This window comes from Syntrophorhabdaceae bacterium (assembly GCA_028698615.1).
Lineage (GTDB): Bacteria > Desulfobacterota > Syntrophorhabdia > Syntrophorhabdales > Syntrophorhabdaceae > Delta-02.
Window position 1 is genome coordinate 26,182 of record JAQVWF010000021.1, and the last position, 15,746, is coordinate 41,927.

Annotated in this window: 16 protein-coding genes and 1 tRNA gene; 12 read left to right on the forward strand and 5 right to left on the reverse strand. The window is 54.7% G+C overall.

The window, feature by feature from the left end:
• Positions 1–113: 113 nt before the first annotated feature.
• The 9 genes from miaB (at position 114) to PHC90_08935 (ending at position 8,258) form a co-directional block, all read left to right on the forward strand.
• Positions 114–1,430, forward strand: a complete 1,317-nt coding sequence (gene miaB, locus PHC90_08895) for a tRNA (N6-isopentenyl adenosine(37)-C2)-methylthiotransferase MiaB (GenBank protein MDD3846465.1) — start codon at positions 114–116, stop codon at positions 1,428–1,430.
• A 4-nt stretch (positions 1,431–1,434) separates the two neighbouring features.
• Positions 1,435–1,935, forward strand: a complete 501-nt coding sequence (locus PHC90_08900; GenBank protein MDD3846466.1) for a bifunctional nuclease family protein — start codon at positions 1,435–1,437, stop codon at positions 1,933–1,935.
• 149 nt (positions 1,936–2,084) lie between these two features.
• A complete protein-coding gene (locus tag PHC90_08905) occupies positions 2,085–2,735 on the forward strand; it encodes a histidinol phosphate phosphatase domain-containing protein (protein MDD3846467.1) in 651 nt (216 codons plus the stop codon).
• A 6-nt stretch (positions 2,736–2,741) separates the two neighbouring features.
• On the forward strand, positions 2,742–3,806 hold the full coding sequence (gene hisC / locus PHC90_08910; GenBank protein MDD3846468.1) for a histidinol-phosphate transaminase: 1,065 nt from the start codon (positions 2,742–2,744) through the stop codon (positions 3,804–3,806).
• A gap of 131 nt (positions 3,807–3,937) precedes the next feature.
• Positions 3,938–4,606, forward strand: a complete 669-nt coding sequence (gene cmk / locus PHC90_08915) for a (d)CMP kinase (protein MDD3846469.1) — start codon at positions 3,938–3,940, stop codon at positions 4,604–4,606.
• A gap of 2 nt (positions 4,607–4,608) precedes the next feature.
• On the forward strand, positions 4,609–5,430 hold the full coding sequence (gene ispH, locus PHC90_08920) for a 4-hydroxy-3-methylbut-2-enyl diphosphate reductase (protein MDD3846470.1): 822 nt from the start codon (positions 4,609–4,611) through the stop codon (positions 5,428–5,430).
• Positions 5,431–5,440: 10 nt separating this feature from the next.
• Complete coding sequence (locus PHC90_08925) at positions 5,441–7,159, forward strand: 30S ribosomal protein S1 (GenBank protein MDD3846471.1); 1,719 nt, start codon at positions 5,441–5,443, stop codon at positions 7,157–7,159.
• Positions 7,160–7,178: 19 nt separating this feature from the next.
• The gene (locus PHC90_08930; protein MDD3846472.1) at positions 7,179–7,364 is read left to right on the forward strand and encodes a Trm112 family protein; all 186 of its coding nucleotides are present in this window, start codon (positions 7,179–7,181) and stop codon (positions 7,362–7,364) included.
• A 6-nt stretch (positions 7,365–7,370) separates the two neighbouring features.
• Complete coding sequence (locus PHC90_08935; GenBank protein ID MDD3846473.1) at positions 7,371–8,258, forward strand: lysophospholipid acyltransferase family protein; 888 nt, start codon at positions 7,371–7,373, stop codon at positions 8,256–8,258.
• A gap of 76 nt (positions 8,259–8,334) precedes the next feature.
• Here PHC90_08935 and PHC90_08940 read toward each other — a convergent pair whose 3' ends face one another.
• The 3 genes from PHC90_08940 to PHC90_08950 form a co-directional block, all read right to left on the reverse strand.
• Positions 8,335–9,135, reverse strand: a complete 801-nt coding sequence (locus tag PHC90_08940; GenBank protein MDD3846474.1) for a lipopolysaccharide kinase InaA family protein — start codon at positions 9,133–9,135, stop codon at positions 8,335–8,337.
• 153 nt (positions 9,136–9,288) lie between these two features.
• Positions 9,289–10,011 carry a ribonuclease Z gene (locus PHC90_08945; GenBank protein MDD3846475.1) on the reverse strand — a complete coding sequence of 241 codons (723 nt, stop codon included), beginning with the start codon at positions 10,009–10,011 and terminating at the stop codon, positions 9,289–9,291.
• 142 nt (positions 10,012–10,153) lie between these two features.
• Positions 10,154–10,227: transfer RNA gene (locus PHC90_08950), tRNA-Gln, on the reverse strand.
• Positions 10,228–10,453: 226 nt separating this feature from the next.
• Between PHC90_08950 and PHC90_08955 the strand changes: the two genes are divergently transcribed.
• The 3 genes from PHC90_08955 to PHC90_08965 all read left to right on the forward strand — a co-directional run bounded on the left by PHC90_08955 (position 10,454) and on the right by PHC90_08965 (position 14,775).
• A complete protein-coding gene (locus tag PHC90_08955) occupies positions 10,454–12,145 on the forward strand; it encodes a glutamine--tRNA ligase/YqeY domain fusion protein (protein ID MDD3846476.1) in 1,692 nt (563 codons plus the stop codon).
• 58 nt (positions 12,146–12,203) lie between these two features.
• Positions 12,204–13,721, forward strand: coding sequence for a DUF1846 domain-containing protein (locus PHC90_08960; GenBank protein MDD3846477.1), 1,518 nt, complete (start codon positions 12,204–12,206; stop codon positions 13,719–13,721).
• Positions 13,722–13,788: 67 nt separating this feature from the next.
• Positions 13,789–14,775, forward strand: coding sequence for a hypothetical protein (locus tag PHC90_08965; GenBank protein MDD3846478.1), 987 nt, complete (start codon positions 13,789–13,791; stop codon positions 14,773–14,775).
• A gap of 128 nt (positions 14,776–14,903) precedes the next feature.
• Here the strand turns inward: PHC90_08965 and PHC90_08970 are convergent, their stop codons facing one another.
• Positions 14,904–15,515: a MarC family protein gene (locus PHC90_08970; GenBank protein MDD3846479.1), complete on the reverse strand. Its 612-nt coding sequence runs from the start codon at positions 15,513–15,515 to the stop codon at positions 14,904–14,906.
• Positions 15,469–15,746 (reverse strand): hypothetical protein (locus tag PHC90_08975; GenBank protein ID MDD3846480.1); only part of this gene is annotated, 278 nt, incomplete at its 5' end. The genes PHC90_08970 and PHC90_08975, both read right to left, overlap by 47 nt.

Below are 15,746 nucleotides of genomic sequence, written 5' to 3' on the forward strand. Positions count from 1 at the left end.
AGGTTTCAGGCAAAGGCCGTGTTGAGTTCAAAGGTGATCGTTTCTTAATGCCAGGCTTAACATGGTCTTTGTCTTTTGCTTGAAACGTGGAGCCTGAAACGTCAAACCTTTTTATGCGATTTGTTATTGAAAATTTTGGCTGTCAGATGAATGACCACGATATGGACAAGATGGGGTCTGTCCTCATCGATCATGGACATGTGCCGGGCAGCGATATCGAGGATGCCGATGTCGTCATAGTCAATACATGCTGCATCAGGGAGAAGGCGGAGCAAAAGTTCTACAGCCTCATGGGAAGACTTCAGCAGGTGCGGGGGAGGAAAGCGGTCATTCTGGGCGTGACGGGATGCATTGCCGAGCAGGAAAAGGACAATATCTTCAACCGCCTGCCCTTCATCGATTTCTCGCTGGGACCATCCAACATTCACCGGATAGCCGAGGCAGTGCAAAACGCGGCGGGCCAGACCCGCACTTCGGCCTTCGGCGACAACGGCCTCTCCCCGTCGCTCATGATCCGGCCCCACAACACCCGCAGGGGCATCAAGGGCTACCTTACCATTATGAAAGGGTGCAATAACTTCTGCAGCTACTGCGTGGTCCCTTACGTCCGGGGACGCGAAGAGAGCCGGGAAAGTGGGGATATCCTTGCCGAGATCCGCCAGATGGCACAGCGGGGCATTGTGGACGTCACGCTCCTCGGCCAGAACGTCAATTCTTATAATAATGGCGGAAACGACCTTTCTTTCCCGGAGCTTTTGAAGAGAATAGACACAATACCGGGGATATCCCGGCTGCGCTTCGTCACCTCCCATCCAAAAGACATCTCGCAGGAACTCATCGAGTGCTTCGGGACCTTGAAAACGCTGTGCGAATCCATTCACCTCCCCTTCCAGTCAGGCTCCGACAGGATCCTCGCCCTCATGAACAGGGGCTACACCGCCTCCGAATACCTGAAGAAGGTCGAGGCGCTTAAACGGCAATGCCCCGGCATCGCCATAACCGCCGACTGCATCGTCGGTTTCCCCGGTGAGGAGGAAAGCGACTTCGAGGCAACGATGGATCTCATGGGAACCGTCAGGTTCGACGGGATCTTTTCCTTTGTCTATTCAGCGAGAAAGTTCACAGCCGCCGCTGCCCTTCCCGGCAAGGTGCCGCCTGACATCGCCCATGACAGGCTCATTCGTTTTCAGAAGAGGCAGAAGGCGATAACGCTCGAGGCGAACCGGAAGATGGAGGGCACAAGAATCGAGGTCCTCGTTGAAGGCCGGAGCAAAAATTCCGCCGACGAACTCTCGGGAAGGACGCGGACCGGCAAGATAGTCAACTTCAAGGGCAGCGGGTCCATGGTTTACAAATTAGTGGAAGTGGATATAATAAAAGGGTATGCTAATTCATTACGGGGCGATACAGCGGATGCCCCGGGGAGGTAGTACGATGCTTAAAGAGATGAAGGTCGCCGGGATCACCGTGGACCCTTTCACCAATACACCGATCGTTCTCCTGAAGGATTCCGAGGAAAAGGATGTCCTCCCCATCTGGATCGGGCTCCTCGAGGCATCGAGCATCGCAACCGCCCTTGAGAACATAGAGACGCCGAGGCCCATGACACACGATCTTCTCAAGAACATCCTCGACAGTCTTGGAGTGAAGATATTGAAGATAGAGGTGAACGATCTCAAGGACAATACCTATTACGCCCTCATTCATCTGGACGTCAACAAGAAACGGATGGTCATAGACTCACGTCCCAGCGATGCCATAGCCATCGCGCTTCGCACCAGCGCCCCTATCTTTGTCGAAGAAAGCGTCATACAGCGCTCGGCGAAGGTGGATCTCGCCACACAGAAAGGCGACAAGGTGGTCACGGAAAGCTCCGACTGGGAGGACATACTGGAAAACCTCTCCCAGGACGATTTTGGAAAGTACAAAATGTAATATAGATTTCCGAACCAGAAAGAAGTTATCTTTCGTTCTGGTCAGGAGATCAAGGGATTGTGCGGAGGCGTACACCTGGTACACCGCACGAGCAAGACCGAAGATTGACACAGCCAGGGCGTAAAAGAGCCCTTTATAATTCGGAAATTATGATCGATCTGCACACACATACCCTGTTGAGTGACGGCGAACTGCTCCCTGCCGAACTTGCCCGCCGGGCAAGAGTGAAAGGCTACACGGCGCTTGGCATATCGGACCATGTGGACGTAACCACCATAGAGAATGTGGCTGCATCCATCCTGAAATTGAGCAGATACGGCGAGTTGCATGAGGGTATCGCGATCGTCGCCGGGGCCGAACTCACCCATTGCCCGGCAAAGCAGATCGGTGAACTCACCGCCATGGCCCGCAAGCTCGGCTTTTCCTACGTCGTCGTGCACGGAGAGACCATCGCGGAGCCCGTGGAGGAAGGGACCAATGCCGCAGCTATCGAGGCAGGGGTCGACATCCTCGCCCACCCTGGTCTGATAACGCCGAAAGAGGTGCAGGCGGCGAAGGAGCGTGGTGTGCTCCTGGAAATAACCACCCGGAAAGGTCATTCCCTGACCAACGGCCATGTCGCGAAACTGGCCATGTCCATCGGCGCCAAAATGGTCATAAACACTGATTCCCACAGCCCGTCGGACCTCGTTACCGACGCACAGGCCCTGAGGGTAGTGCTGGGTGCGGGGCTCGGCAATGAAGATTTCATAACCATGCAGCAAAATGCGGAAGCACTCATCCGAAAGACAACAAGGTAGACGGCCATGAAGTTCTCCATCAGCGACAGCGTCAAGAACATACCCTATTACCCGAAGGCCCTCATGTACGGCCACGAGGACGGTTGGGTCCGCCTCTCGTCCAACGAAAACCCCTACCCCCCGTCGGAGAAGGTCTTCGAGTCCATCCTCGACGCGCTTTTCGCCATCAACCGTTATCCGGGGGGAGAAAAAGAGCTCAAGGATGACCTTGCTGCTTTCTATCACCTCACGGGAGACAATTTCATCATAGGCAACGGTTCCAATGAACTCATCGAAATGTCCTTCCGGGCCATGAAACACGACGAGCGAAAGGGCGTCATCGTCACCGAGTCGTCATTTGCCTTTTACGAGATAGCGGCCAGGATCTACGGATACGAGACAAAAAAGGTGCCCCTCACGGGCCTTCGCACGGACCTCGCGAAGATAGCCTCCGAGATAGACGGCAAGACCCGCATCATCTTCCTCAACAACCCCCTGAACCCCACGGGAACCACGTACGGGAAAGATGAGTTCGAGCGCTTCATGGGTCGTGTCCCGGAAGACATACTCGTCGTCGTCGATGAGGCTTACGCGGAGTTCGCCGAAACCAAGAGTTTTCCAGGAACGCTGGCCTACATAAACAAGTATCCCGTCCTCATGCTGAGAACCTTCTCCAAGGCCTACGGCCTTGCCGGCCTCAGGGTCGGATACGGAATTGGGAACGCGACGCTGGTCTCTTTCCTTGAACGGACCAAGCAGCCCTTCAGCATAAACCTCATAGCCATTCTCGCCGCACAGGCGGCTCTTAAGGACGAGGCCCGTCTTGCCTCGGTCCTCGCCAACAACAGGTCCGCAAAACAGTTCTATTACGACGCCCTCAAGGAAATGTCCCTGGAGTACATCCCCACGGAAGCCAATTTTGTCCTTGTCAGGATAGGCGACCGGGCCGAGGAGATCACGAAAAAGCTTTTCGACAGAAAGGTCCTCGTGCGCTTCATGGGTGCCTACGGCCTCCCCGACTGCATCCGCATCTCCTTCGGCACCCCTTTCGAGAACACCCGCTGCATCCAAGAGCTGAAGAGACTGTTCTGAACCGCTGAAAAAACACCTGTGCTGCCCGCGGCGTTGTGTGTCGGGGTCACACGGGGTTCGGCTTTGAATTCTGTCGAGACTTGGTATATACTGATTACTTGGCATCAGTCTTTCAAACTGCGGGAAACAACGTGACTTTAAAGAAAAACAAGATCATCACCATAGACGGACCCAGCGGCGCCGGCAAATCTACTATTGCCAGGCTGCTTGCCTCCACGGCCGGATATACGTACATCGATTCCGGCGCTATTTACCGTGGCGTCGCTTACGCCTACAAGACCAGGGGAACCGGGGGGGCCATAGAGGATCTCCTCGGGGATCTCCCTCTCTCCTTCAAATTCGGGAATGATACGCGCGTTACCCTTTCGGGAAAGGACATCTCCGAGGAGATCCGGGAGCCCGATATCTCCCTCCTTGCCTCCTCCCTCTCACAGATGCAGATCGTGAGAGACTATGCAAATGCGGTCCAGCGCAGGCTGGCTCGGAGAGGGAAGGTCGTCCTGGAAGGGCGCGACACGGGGAGTGTCGTCTTTCCCGACGCCGACATCAAGTTCTATCTCGATGCACGCCCCGATGAAAGGGCAAACCGAAGATATGACGAACTTGCGGCGAAGGGCTCCGGTCCCGCCTTTTCCACGGTAAAGGAAGATATGGAGAAACGGGACAGGAACGATTCCGAGCGGGCCATCGCCCCCCTTGTCGTTCCCCCCGGGGCAATCGTCGTGGACACAACGGGAACGGACGCCCAGGGGGTCTTGCGCACGGTCCTCGCACACATTGAAGGGAGAGACAGCCAGTAGATATGAATGTGATCAAGACCAGGAACATCGGATTCTGTTTCGGCGTCAAGCGCGCCATCAAAATGGTCCTCAAGGCGGCGGAGGAAACGGGCGGCAAGGTGTCAACCATCGGGCCCATCATCCACAATCCGCAGATGGTGGACCTCTTGAAGGAAAAGGGCGTCATACCCGTCGAGGACGTCCACCAGGTCACGGAGGGAACCATCGTCTTCAGGACCCACGGCATCAGGAAGGATGAAGAGGAATATGTCCGAAGCACGGGGCTGAGGACCATCGACACGACCTGCCCCTTCGTGAAGCGTGTGCGAAAACACGCAAAGTACCTGGAAAGAAGCGGCTATCAGGTCGTGATCGTTGGCGACAGAAACCACCCCGAGGTGAAAAGTGTCTTGAGTTATTTGGATAACGATGGTATCGTACTGCAGGAACCAACAACATTAACCGCCAAAAAGGTGGGGGTTGTAAGCCAGACCACCCTCGATAAAGGAACCTTCGTCGGAATCGTCAAAGAGCTTATCGCAGGCGTGGAAGAGCTGAGGATCTACAATACAATTTGCGAAAGCACCCAGATACGACAGAATGAGGCCATAGAGTTATCGGGCGAAGTCGATATGATGCTGGTAGTGGGGGGGAAGAACAGCTCCAACTGCACAAAACTCTACAAGGTCGTTCACAAGGTACAACCAAACACCCATCATATCGAGACTGTTGAAGATCTTCGGCCGGAGTGGTTTCGGAACGTAACCCGCGTAGGTTTGACGGGGGGCGCATCGACTCCCGATCTTATTATAGATATTGTCGAAGGGCGCGTAAAAAACTTTTAGGGGGCACAGGATGATGGTGGAGACAGATACCGGCACACCAAAAGAAAACTCACAGGAGGACATGCAGACCCTATACGAAACGTCGATGAAAAGCCTCCAGGAAGGGAACGTCCTTAAAGGCAAGGTCATCAACATTGCGGGCGATTCGGTAATCGTGGATGTGGGTTTGAAGTCTGAGGGTATAGTCTCCCTCCAGGAGTTCTCTCCGAAAGAAGGCGAGGCCCAGCCCATCAACGTTGACGATGAAGTGGAAGTGATGGTCGTCGGCCGCGAAAGAGAATCGGGTCTCTTGAGGCTGTCAAAAAAGAGGGTTGACGAGGTCAAGACCTGGGAAAAGATCGATAAGTCTCTCAATGACGGTACTCCCCTGGAAGGCCACATCATGAACGAGGTCAAGGGCGGGTTCATCGTCGACATGGGGATCAGCGCCTTTCTGCCGCTCTCGCAAGTCGACATCAAGCCCGTGAAGAACCCTTCTTCGTTTGTGGGAAGGAGCCTCAAGTTCAAGGTCATCAAGTCCAACCGGAGAAAAGGCAGCATCATCCTTTCGAGACGGGTTCTCCTCGAGGAAGAAAGGGACAGGAAGCGGCAGGAATTCTGGAAGAACGTCAAAGACGGCCAGATCATATATGGGTTTGTCAGGAACATCACCGATTACGGGGCCTTTGTCGACCTCGGCGGCGTTGACGGTTTTCTCCACATAAACGACATTACCTGGGGAAAGATCACCCATCCCAAGGAATATCTGAGGATAGGGGACGAGGTAAAGGTCAAGATCATTGCCATCGATACGGAAAAGGGGCGTGTTTCCATAGGCATGAAGCAGCTCAAGACCGATCCCTGGCTGAAGATAGATGAAAAATACCCCGTCGGAACCAGGGTCAAAGGCAAGGTGGTGGGAATCGTGGAATACGGGGCGTTCGTCGAGCTGGAGCAGGGACTCGAAGGGTTGCTTCACGTCAGCGAGATGAGCTGGGACAAGAAGTTCAAGAACCCCTCCAAGCTCGTCAACAAGGGCGATGCCCTCGAGCTCGTCGTCCTGAAGATCGATCTCGATAAAAAACGTATCTCTCTCGGGCTGAAACAGCTGGCTCCCGATCCCTGGGACGAGCTTGAGGTGAATTATCCGGCGGGTTCTATCGTTAAAGGCAAGGTCAAGAACTTCACCGAATTCGGCATGTTTGTCGGCATCGGCAACGGTATCGACGGACTTGTCCATATGTCGGAGCTCTCCTGGTCGCGAAGAAAAAAGACATCACAGGACCAGTTCAAGAAAGGCGCCACCATCGACGCGCTCGTCCTCAATATCGACAAGGTCCAGAAGAAATTCTCGCTCAGCATCAAACGTCTCAAGGAAGACCCCTGGAAAGGGGTGGCAAGCCGTTATTCGACAGGTGACGTGGTGGACGGTCATATCACCAGCATTACCGATTTCGGTGTATTCGTCGAGATAGAAGAGGGGATCGAAGGCCTCATCCATATCTCGGAGATGGATGAGCTCCAGGGAAAACAGCCCTCCGAGGTCTTCACCCTCGATGACAAGATACAGGCGGCCATTCTCAATATAGACGAAAAGGAAAAGAGGATTGCGCTCAGCACCAGAGTGCTCAGGAAGAGGGAGAACCGGACCCCCACGGAGACACGAGTGGAGAACACGGGTGCTTTCTCCACTCTGGGCGACATTCTTGAGCCTGCCATGAAGAAGAACAACGGCGAAAATACAGATTGATCAGAAGGAAGGAAGAAGAATGACCATCAGCCAGGATTTGCTTGAGATCCTCTGTTGTCCCAAATGTAAAGGCGACCTTGCCTTGACGGCTTCCCAGGAAGGGCTTGCCTGCGCTTCCTGCGGTCTTCTTTATCCCATACGGGACGGCATTCCCGTAATGCTCATCGAGGAAGCCCTGCCGATCAAACCCGATGATCTGAAATAGGTTGGTTTGATAGCAGACATCGTCATTATCGCCTTTATAAAAGCACTGCAATGCTGCCTTATGGCCCTGCCCGAGAGTGCCCGACTGGGCACAGGCAGGTGGTTCGGAAGGATTGGCTTCACTATTCTGAGAAGACGCCGGAATATCGCCATCTCCAATATACAGAGGGCCTTCCCCGAGATATCCCGCGATGAGGCCAGGGGTATTGCCCTGAGCTGCTTTCAAAAGCTCGGCACCAACATGATCGAACTGATCCTCGTCCCCTTTCTTCCCCCCGACGAGGTACCCCAAAGGTTCTCCCTTGAACCAAAGCACATCGTTGAGGGAACCCTCGCAGCAGGACGGGGCGTGATCGCACTCACCTTTCACTTCGGGAACTGGGAGATCATGGGAATTACATCAAAGCTTCTCAACCAGCCCGTGGTCGCACTGGCGAGACCCCTTAAGAAACATGCCCGGCTGAACACCTTCCTCAATCGCCTCAGGGAATCGACGGGCCTCACCATCATCGTCAACGCCAACACCGCGAGGGAGGTCATGCGCCTCCTCAAGAAGAACGCCATCATTGCCATCCTGGGCGATCAGCGGGAGAAGAGGTCCCGGGGTGTTTTCGTCGACTTCTTCGGCCAGAAGGTCCCCACATCGAAAGGCACCGCCATGATCGCGATGAAGACAGGTTGCCAGGTAGTCCCCTGCTACCCCGTGCGCAAGGGGTTTCTGCGCTACACCATCATGTGCGGCGAGCCCATCGTCATGGAGCGCGAGGGCAACATCGAAGACCTCATGGCTAGAAATACCCGCAAGATCAACGCCTTCCTCGAAGACATAATCCGCCAGTACCCCGACGAATGGTTCTGGGTCCACCAACGCTGGGGAAGGAAAAGACGGGCTTGAATAGCTTGAAGGGGACGAGAGTGACGAATGTCGGCGCGCATCAACGTGGTCTTGTACAAAACCATATGCGGCCTCTTCAGGTCTTTTTTCTTCCATAGAGAAAACGGTCTATGGTCCAGCCGAGTTTTGAGGTTTGCTCCATTTTGTGGCGCTTCTGCGCCATTCTGTTCATTATCCTATCGCCGGAGAGGCGCTCGTATGTCCTCAGAAAGATGAGCCGCTCGCTGTCGTCAATGGCGCGGCCAAAAAGGGGGGCATATTTTCTGACGAACCGGTCGAGGCGCCAGAACATTCTTTCGTAATCGTTCGATCCGACCTCTTTGTGGTATGCTTTGTCGAAGTCGAGGAAGAAGAGCTCCCCCATGGGGGCAACCAGCACGTTCCTGAGGTGCAGGTCGGGGTGATAGACTCCCAGCCGACCCATCTCGAAAAGGTCGGCGGCGAGCCTTTTCGACATTCGCAGGCGTTCCTTCCTTCCCGCAGATGCGAAGTATGTCATGAGGTCCCGGGCGTCCGGCAGGAGAAGGGACAGGAAGTAGAGTTTTCGGGAGGATGCCTGCCTCTCCACCACGTAGCCGACAGGACTGACCACGGGAAACCCCTTCTCTTCCAGATACGCTGTTACCTCAAGCTCACGGAGCGCCCTGCCCTGGCTGAGGAACATCTCGCCTGTTATCCCCCGAAGCCAGCCGCCGTGAAGGTATTGCCTGCAAACGACCATCCTGCCCCCGAGCTCGAAGATACCTGGTGCTCCGCGGCCCCCCGGGAACCTCCTGGCGGGCTTACGGATGCCGGCGACAAGCTCCCCTGTATCAACCGGCTCCCCCCGGTAGACAAAGACATATCTCCCGCTTTGCTCCCTGTTGAATTTTGCCATTTTCCTGATTGTATACGATACAAGCACATTTTTCCACGGAAAGAAGCGAAATACTCCAGAGGTGGCACTGCATGAACAACGCAGGCCGCCAATCAAGAACATCCTCTCTTTGTCTTTAACGTGGGACCTGGAACATGGAACCTGGAACCATCTTTATACCTCCATCTCCATACCGTCCTCCCCGAGGAGGTATGGAGCGTGGAGAACGCCGGGCCAATCGTCCCAATCGGGATAGAGGTGGGTGAGGATGACACACTTTGGCTGTGTCCTCTGAACGATCCCATCGAGAGCGGCAAGGTTGAGGTGTCCCTTCACCTTGCGTTCGGGAAAGGCACATTCGGCGACAAGGGTGTCGGTCCTGCGGGCTAGTCGGACAAGGTTGCGGGAAACATCGGTGTCGCCGGAAAAAGTGATGGATCTCTTTTCGTCGAGCCTGACGGCGATGCTTTCCGGGTTGTGGTTCACCGGGGCTGTCGTGATCGTGAGCCCCGAAACCTGGAGAGAGCCGTTGACCAGTCTCTTTATCGTCAGATCATAGGATTTCGGTGCGACCCATGGATAGACTGCGCAAAGCCCCCGGTAAAACCGCGCAAGGCCCTTCCCGCCTATGATCGTCAGCGGCTTCGTGCGGGAGACCCTCCCGTAGTTGCAGGCAAAGAAAAAGGTGGAAAGGTCTGCGGTATGGTCCACATGAAAATGTGTAAGGGCTATGATGTCCACGTCATCCACCTCATAACCCCTTTCCAGCAGCCGTCTCACAACCGCCGGCCCCACGTCGACAAGGACGTTCGCACCGCGGGTGGTCACGAAATACGCCGAAGACCCCCTCTCAACACGAGGAATAGCCGTTCCGGTCCCAAGAATAACAAGCTTCATAACGGGAAGAATAAAACAGATCAGCCGGGAAAATCAAGACAACGGGGAAGACGGCTTGAGTCGCCTGAGGGTTGAAGAAACCACAGACCTTTTCCTTAGAGAATGCGTCTTTCGCTCTCAAGCGATTGCAGCGGTCTTTTATTGGCTGGGGGACAAGGATTCGAACCTCGATAGCAAGGTCCAGGGCCTTGCGTCCTGCCGTTAGACGATCCCCCAAAGGGTTTTCGAGGCGGCGACCATCTTTTCGGTCCATAATATACAAAGCATATCGCAGGTCCTCTGTTAACGGGTAAATGCCGTTGGCGCCGAACCCGGGCAAGCCCATAACGCATTGAAAAAAAGGGCTGTTTATGGTAAGAAATGGTCGGCCCCGGTTCGAATTGGAAACACGAGAACTCAGCGGGAACCCAAAAAGAGGCAGCGAATTCGAGGAAAACCTATCATGACAGAACAAGACGTTTCCCCACAAAGCGATTTTATCAGAGAGATCATCGACAATGACGTCAGGGCAGGCAAACATGCTGGGGTGGCGACCCGTTTTCCGCCGGAGCCGAACGGGTATCTTCATATAGGACACGCCAAGTCCGTCTGCCTCAATTTCGGGATCGCCTCCCAGTACAAAGGGACGTGCAATCTGCGCATGGATGACACCGATCCCGCAGGTGAATCGCTGGAATTCGTCGAATCCATTCAGAATGATATCCGGTGGCTCGGCTTCGACTGGCAGGACCGGCTCTTCTTCGCATCCGATTATTTCGAAAAGCTCTACCAGTTCGCCCTGACCCTCATTCGAAGGGGAAAAGCCTACGTCTGTGGCCTCAGCGCCGATGAGATACGGGCATACCGGGGCACACTTACGGAGCCGGGAAAGAACAGTCCCTATCGCGACAGATCCGTCGAGGAGAACCTTGACCTCTTTTCCAGGATGAGGGCGGGCGATTTCGAGGACGGCAGCCACGTCCTGCGGGCAAAGATCGACATGGCATCACCCAACATCACCATGCGCGACCCCGTGATCTACAGGATCAAGCGGTCAGGCCACTACCGCATCGGCGATGGCTGGGTCATTTACCCCATGTACGATTTTGCCCATTGCCTTTCGGATTCCATCGAGAAGATCACCCATTCCATATGCACCCTGGAGTTCGAGAACAACCGGCCCCTTTACGACTGGTTCGTGGGTGAACTCATAGAGGACCCAAGACCGCGGCAGATAGAGTTCGCGCGCCTCAACCTCACTTACACGGTGCTGAGCAAGCGCAGGCTCATCGAACTCGTGGAAGGTCATTTGGTGAGCGGCTGGGACGATCCCCGCATGCCCACCGTCGCCGGAATGCGGCGCCGCGGCTATACCCCGGAGGCGATCAGGGAATTCTGCTCGAGGATCGGCGTTGCAAAGAACGACAACCTCGTCGATATCGCCCTGCTGGAACACTGCGTCCGCGAAGACCTCAATGAGCGGGCACCGCGCACCATGGCCGTTTTGCGGCCCCTCAAGCTGATCATCGACAACTATCCCGAGGGGCAGGTCGAGGAGATGGAATGTGCCAATCACCCTAAACAACCTGAAATGGGGACGAGAAAGGTACCCTTTTCGCGGGTTCTCTACATAGAGAGTGACGATTTTATGGAGAACCCTCCGAGGAAGTATAAACGCCTCGGCCCCGGACGGGAAGTGCGCCTGAGAAACTCCTACGTCATCAGGTTCGTCTCCACGGTCAAGGACCCGGCGACGGGAGAGGTCAGCGAACTTCACTGCACCTATGACCCCGAGACGAAGAACGCGGCGCCGTCCGACGGCCGCAAGGTTGAGGGCGTCATCCACTGGGTTTCAGCCGCGCACGCCATACCGGCGACGGTCCGTCTTTACGACAGGCTTTTCAGGGTCCCTGACCCGGCCGGTACCGAGGGCGAGTTCTCGGACCTTCTCAACCCGGGGTCTCTCGAAGTAGCCACCGCGTACGTCGAGCCGGGCCTGGCCTCGGCGGCGGCAGAGAGCAAGTATCAATTCGAGCGGATCGGTTATTTTTGTGTCGACATGAAGGATTCGCTCCCGGAAAGACCAGTCTTTAACCGAATCGTCTCCCTGCGCGACTCATGGGCGAAGATCGCCGCGGAGCCTGCAAAAAAATAGACGTGATCGAACCGATACAGCCGTGCGCCCCCCGGCCACAAATGACGAAGGGACAAGGATGAACCTCAAACAGGGCTTTGACAACGATAAATACCTTCAGGAACAGACGCGGGAGATCCTTGAACGGGTCAAGAGATTTCACGACAAGTTGTATCTTGAATTCGGAGGAAAGCTTCTTTTTGATCATCATGCCGCAAGGGTCCTGCCGGGCTACGATCCCAACGTCAAGATGCGCCTCCTGACACAGCTTAAAGACAAGGCTGACCTCCTTCTGTGCATATATGCCGGCGACATCGAACGCAAGAAGATACGGGCGGATTTCGGCATCACCTACGATGCCGATGCCTTGAAGCTTATCGACGAGCTGCGCGGTTGGGAAATAAGTGTCCTCGGGGTCATAATAACCCGCTTCGATAATCAGCCGGCGGCTGTTCATTTCAAGAACAAGCTGGAGCGCCGGGGCATCAAGGTTTACACCCATCGGTTTACGAGAGGCTACCCCACCGATGTGGATACCATAGTCAGCGACGAAGGTTACGGCGCCAATGAGTACGTGGAATCCGACAAACCTCTCGTCATAGTCACCGGACCGGGGCCGGGAAGCGGCAAACTCGCAACGTGTCTCTCTCAGCTCTACCATGATTATAAACGGGGCATTCGATCGGGGTACGCCAAGTTCGAGACCTTCCCCGTCTGGAACCTGCCTCTGAAGCATCCCGTCAACGTCGCCTATGAAGCGGCCACCGCGGACATCAAGGACTTCAACCTCATCGATCCCTTTCACATGGAGGCCTACGGCAAAACATCTATCAATTACAACCGCGATGTCGAGGTTTTTCCCGTTCTCTACAGGATCATGGAGAAGATAACGGGGGGTGAATCCTTCTACAAGTCACCCACCGACATGGGCGTGAACCGCGTCGGCTTCGCTATCGTCGATGACGACGTGGTCAAGGAGGCATCGAAGCAGGAGATCATCCGCAGGTTCTTTCGTTATCGCTGCGAGTACGCCATGGGTTTCGCCGAGAAGGAGACCGTCCAGAAGGCGGAATTGTTCATGAAGGAATTCAAGCTCGATCAGGAAGACCGCGAGGTTGTCGCACCGGCGCGCCAGGCCGCTTTGGCTGCACAGACAGCGAACAAGGGAAACGAGGGCATATTCTGCGGGGCTTCCATCGAACTGAAGGACGGTACCATCATAACGGGAAACAACTCTCCCCTGATGCATGCTGCGACCAGTCTCATCATTCACGCGATCAAGCACCTGGCGGGTATCCCCGAGCAGCTGACATTGCTGCCCGAATACGTCACCGAATCGGTGCGCAACCTGAAGACACGCATACTCAACGAACGTTCCGTGAGTCTCGACCTGGAGGAGGCACTCATAGTCCTTTCCGTAAGCACCATGACCAACCCGGCAGCGAAGCTTGCCCTGGAAAAGCTCAAGGACCTCCGCGATTGCGAAGTGCACATGACGCACATACCGACCCCCGGGGACGAGGCCGGTCTTCGCCGCATCGGAGTAAACCTGACCAGCGATCCCAGCTTCGCCACCAGGAACCTTTTTGTCGCATGACGCCATGGAGAAAGACCACTGCCCCGTCATCCAATGCCATGAGCTTTCACGATAAGGGAGCGTGCATATGAAAACTGTCTTAAAGACCCTGTTATTTGTGCTCATCATCGCGGTCATCTCTTGTACACATGCCCGCGCCGCGGAGAAACCCTTTTTTATGTTTGCCACCCTCGAACAGGCAAAGGCGATACTCACTGCAAAGGACACTTATATTGAACAGATGAGCCCATTTGACAGGTCTTGCCGCATGAGAACGGACGCAAACGTCACGGAAAAGCAATTCCTGGACTTCGTATCGAGCAACGTTCTGCCATGGGAGAAGGACGACCAGGAGCGGATGCGGCCTATCATCGCGGCGGTGGAAGCCAAACTGGAACGGTTCACATCTTTCCTGCCCGAAATGATGTATCTCGTAAAAACCACCGGAAACGAAGAGGGCGGCGCGGCCTATACACGCGGCGGAGCCATCGTGATCCCACGGGCGATGCTTGACGCAGACCCCGTGACTCTTTGCACGCTCCTCTCCCACGAACTCTTTCACATCATAACACACCGGAATCCTCAGCTTCGCGACGAGCTATACAATACCATCGGCTTTAAACAATGCCCGCCATTCGAATTCCCGGAGACACTGAAGGACCGGAAAATAACAAATCCCGATTCGCCCGTAAATGAATTTTGCATATCCGTGAGGACCGGTAAGAAAAACCTCCTGGTGCTGCCAATTCTGTATTCCAGGGTCGAGAAATATCAGAAGGCCCACAGCGAACATTTCTTCGACTATCTTCAGGTAGCCTTTCTTGCCGTTGCCAGGGACAACGGTCCCGGACGCAAGCCGACACTGCTCAAGGGTACCAGGCCCGACCTTTACGATGAATCGGAGCTTGGCGGCTTCTTTGAACAGATCGGCAAGAACACCGATTACACCATTCATCCCGAGGAGATCCTGGCGGACAATTTCTCCTATCTCTTTTTCGGCATGACGGAACTCGAATCGCCGGAAGTGGTCAGGAAGATGGAGAAGGTGTTTGATAAGAGAGGCCATAGGAAATAGGATGCACCCTTGACCTTCACCGGAACCAACCGCTGGAGACCTTTACGTCAACCTCGAAGGTGACATGACGCGGCATTCAGGCGCGCCGTCAAGCGTCGTTTGGAACATATGTTCGGTGATTTCGATCTTCAGAACTTATCTGCCCAGGTCCGAACCCCCTGCATGATCATCTCAACAGAGACGGTTCCGATGAACAATGCTGTGATTCGTCCTGTGATCTCGATGTACTTCTTAATCAGAGCCTCCCGCCTTGGGCGCGCAAAATCGTGCACTACCTTGAGACCCACAATAATCAGAATGAAAACGCTGACTGCCGTAAACACGGCGGCGCACGCAGCGAGGGGAGCAAGCCTTTTCCCTACGATGATGCTGGCGCTGATAGTACCCGGCCCGATGAGCACAGGCATCGCGATTGCGCCTGCAAGTTGTTTTGAATCGCCTCGGAGTATCTCGATTGCAGTGGGGCCGCGAAAGACGAACTGGAGACCGATGAGAAGAAAGACTATACCCCCGAAGATCTGGAAGGAAGCGAACTCCGCCTGCACAACGCTGGTGAACACGACGTCCCCAAGAATAGCGAAGCACAGGAAGACTACCGTTGCGATCAGCCCGCCGCGAATGATCACCTGGGTGAATTGCCGCCTGTCCAGCTTCTCCACGACATCAATAAGGTAAACGATGACCAGAAAGGGGTTAAGGAGGACAAGTAACAGAGCCGTTGATTTGATGAATTCCGTCATACTCTTCTTTCTTGATACCAAACAGTACACTGCAAGCGGTAATTTTCGAAATAGTAGTATTTACAGCGCGCATTGTCAATGATATTAGCTTGCTGAAATAACAGCACTTATCAATACAAAACCATTTGATAACAAACAGATGCATCGCAGGGTCACAAATTGCTGCCTGCAGCATAACATGGGAATACCGAAGCCATGCGGCATGCAGTAATACCTCAGAAGCACCTATTT

What these genes read in the sequence shown, in the direction of transcription:
- miaB (MDD3846465.1), top strand. Translation starts at nt 114, where the DNA reads ATGCGATTTGTTATTGAAAATTTTGGCTGTCAGATGAATGACCACGAT.
- PHC90_08900 (MDD3846466.1), top strand. Translation starts at nt 1,435, where the DNA reads ATGCTTAAAGAGATGAAGGTCGCCGGGATCACCGTGGACCCTTTCACC.
- PHC90_08905 (MDD3846467.1), top strand. Translation starts at nt 2,085, where the DNA reads ATGATCGATCTGCACACACATACCCTGTTGAGTGACGGCGAACTGCTC.
- hisC (MDD3846468.1), top strand. Translation starts at nt 2,742, where the DNA reads ATGAAGTTCTCCATCAGCGACAGCGTCAAGAACATACCCTATTACCCG.
- ispH (MDD3846470.1), top strand. Translation starts at nt 4,609, where the DNA reads ATGAATGTGATCAAGACCAGGAACATCGGATTCTGTTTCGGCGTCAAG.
- PHC90_08925 (MDD3846471.1), top strand. Translation starts at nt 5,441, where the DNA reads ATGATGGTGGAGACAGATACCGGCACACCAAAAGAAAACTCACAGGAG.
- PHC90_08930 (MDD3846472.1), top strand. Translation starts at nt 7,179, where the DNA reads ATGACCATCAGCCAGGATTTGCTTGAGATCCTCTGTTGTCCCAAATGT.
- PHC90_08940 (MDD3846474.1), bottom strand. Translation starts at nt 9,135, where the DNA reads ATGGCAAAATTCAACAGGGAGCAAAGCGGGAGATATGTCTTTGTCTAC.
- PHC90_08945 (MDD3846475.1), bottom strand. Translation starts at nt 10,011, where the DNA reads ATGAAGCTTGTTATTCTTGGGACCGGAACGGCTATTCCTCGTGTTGAG.
- PHC90_08955 (MDD3846476.1), top strand. Translation starts at nt 10,454, where the DNA reads ATGACAGAACAAGACGTTTCCCCACAAAGCGATTTTATCAGAGAGATC.
- PHC90_08960 (MDD3846477.1), top strand. Translation starts at nt 12,204, where the DNA reads ATGAACCTCAAACAGGGCTTTGACAACGATAAATACCTTCAGGAACAG.
- PHC90_08965 (MDD3846478.1), top strand. Translation starts at nt 13,789, where the DNA reads ATGAAAACTGTCTTAAAGACCCTGTTATTTGTGCTCATCATCGCGGTC.
- PHC90_08970 (MDD3846479.1), bottom strand. Translation starts at nt 15,515, where the DNA reads ATGACGGAATTCATCAAATCAACGGCTCTGTTACTTGTCCTCCTTAAC.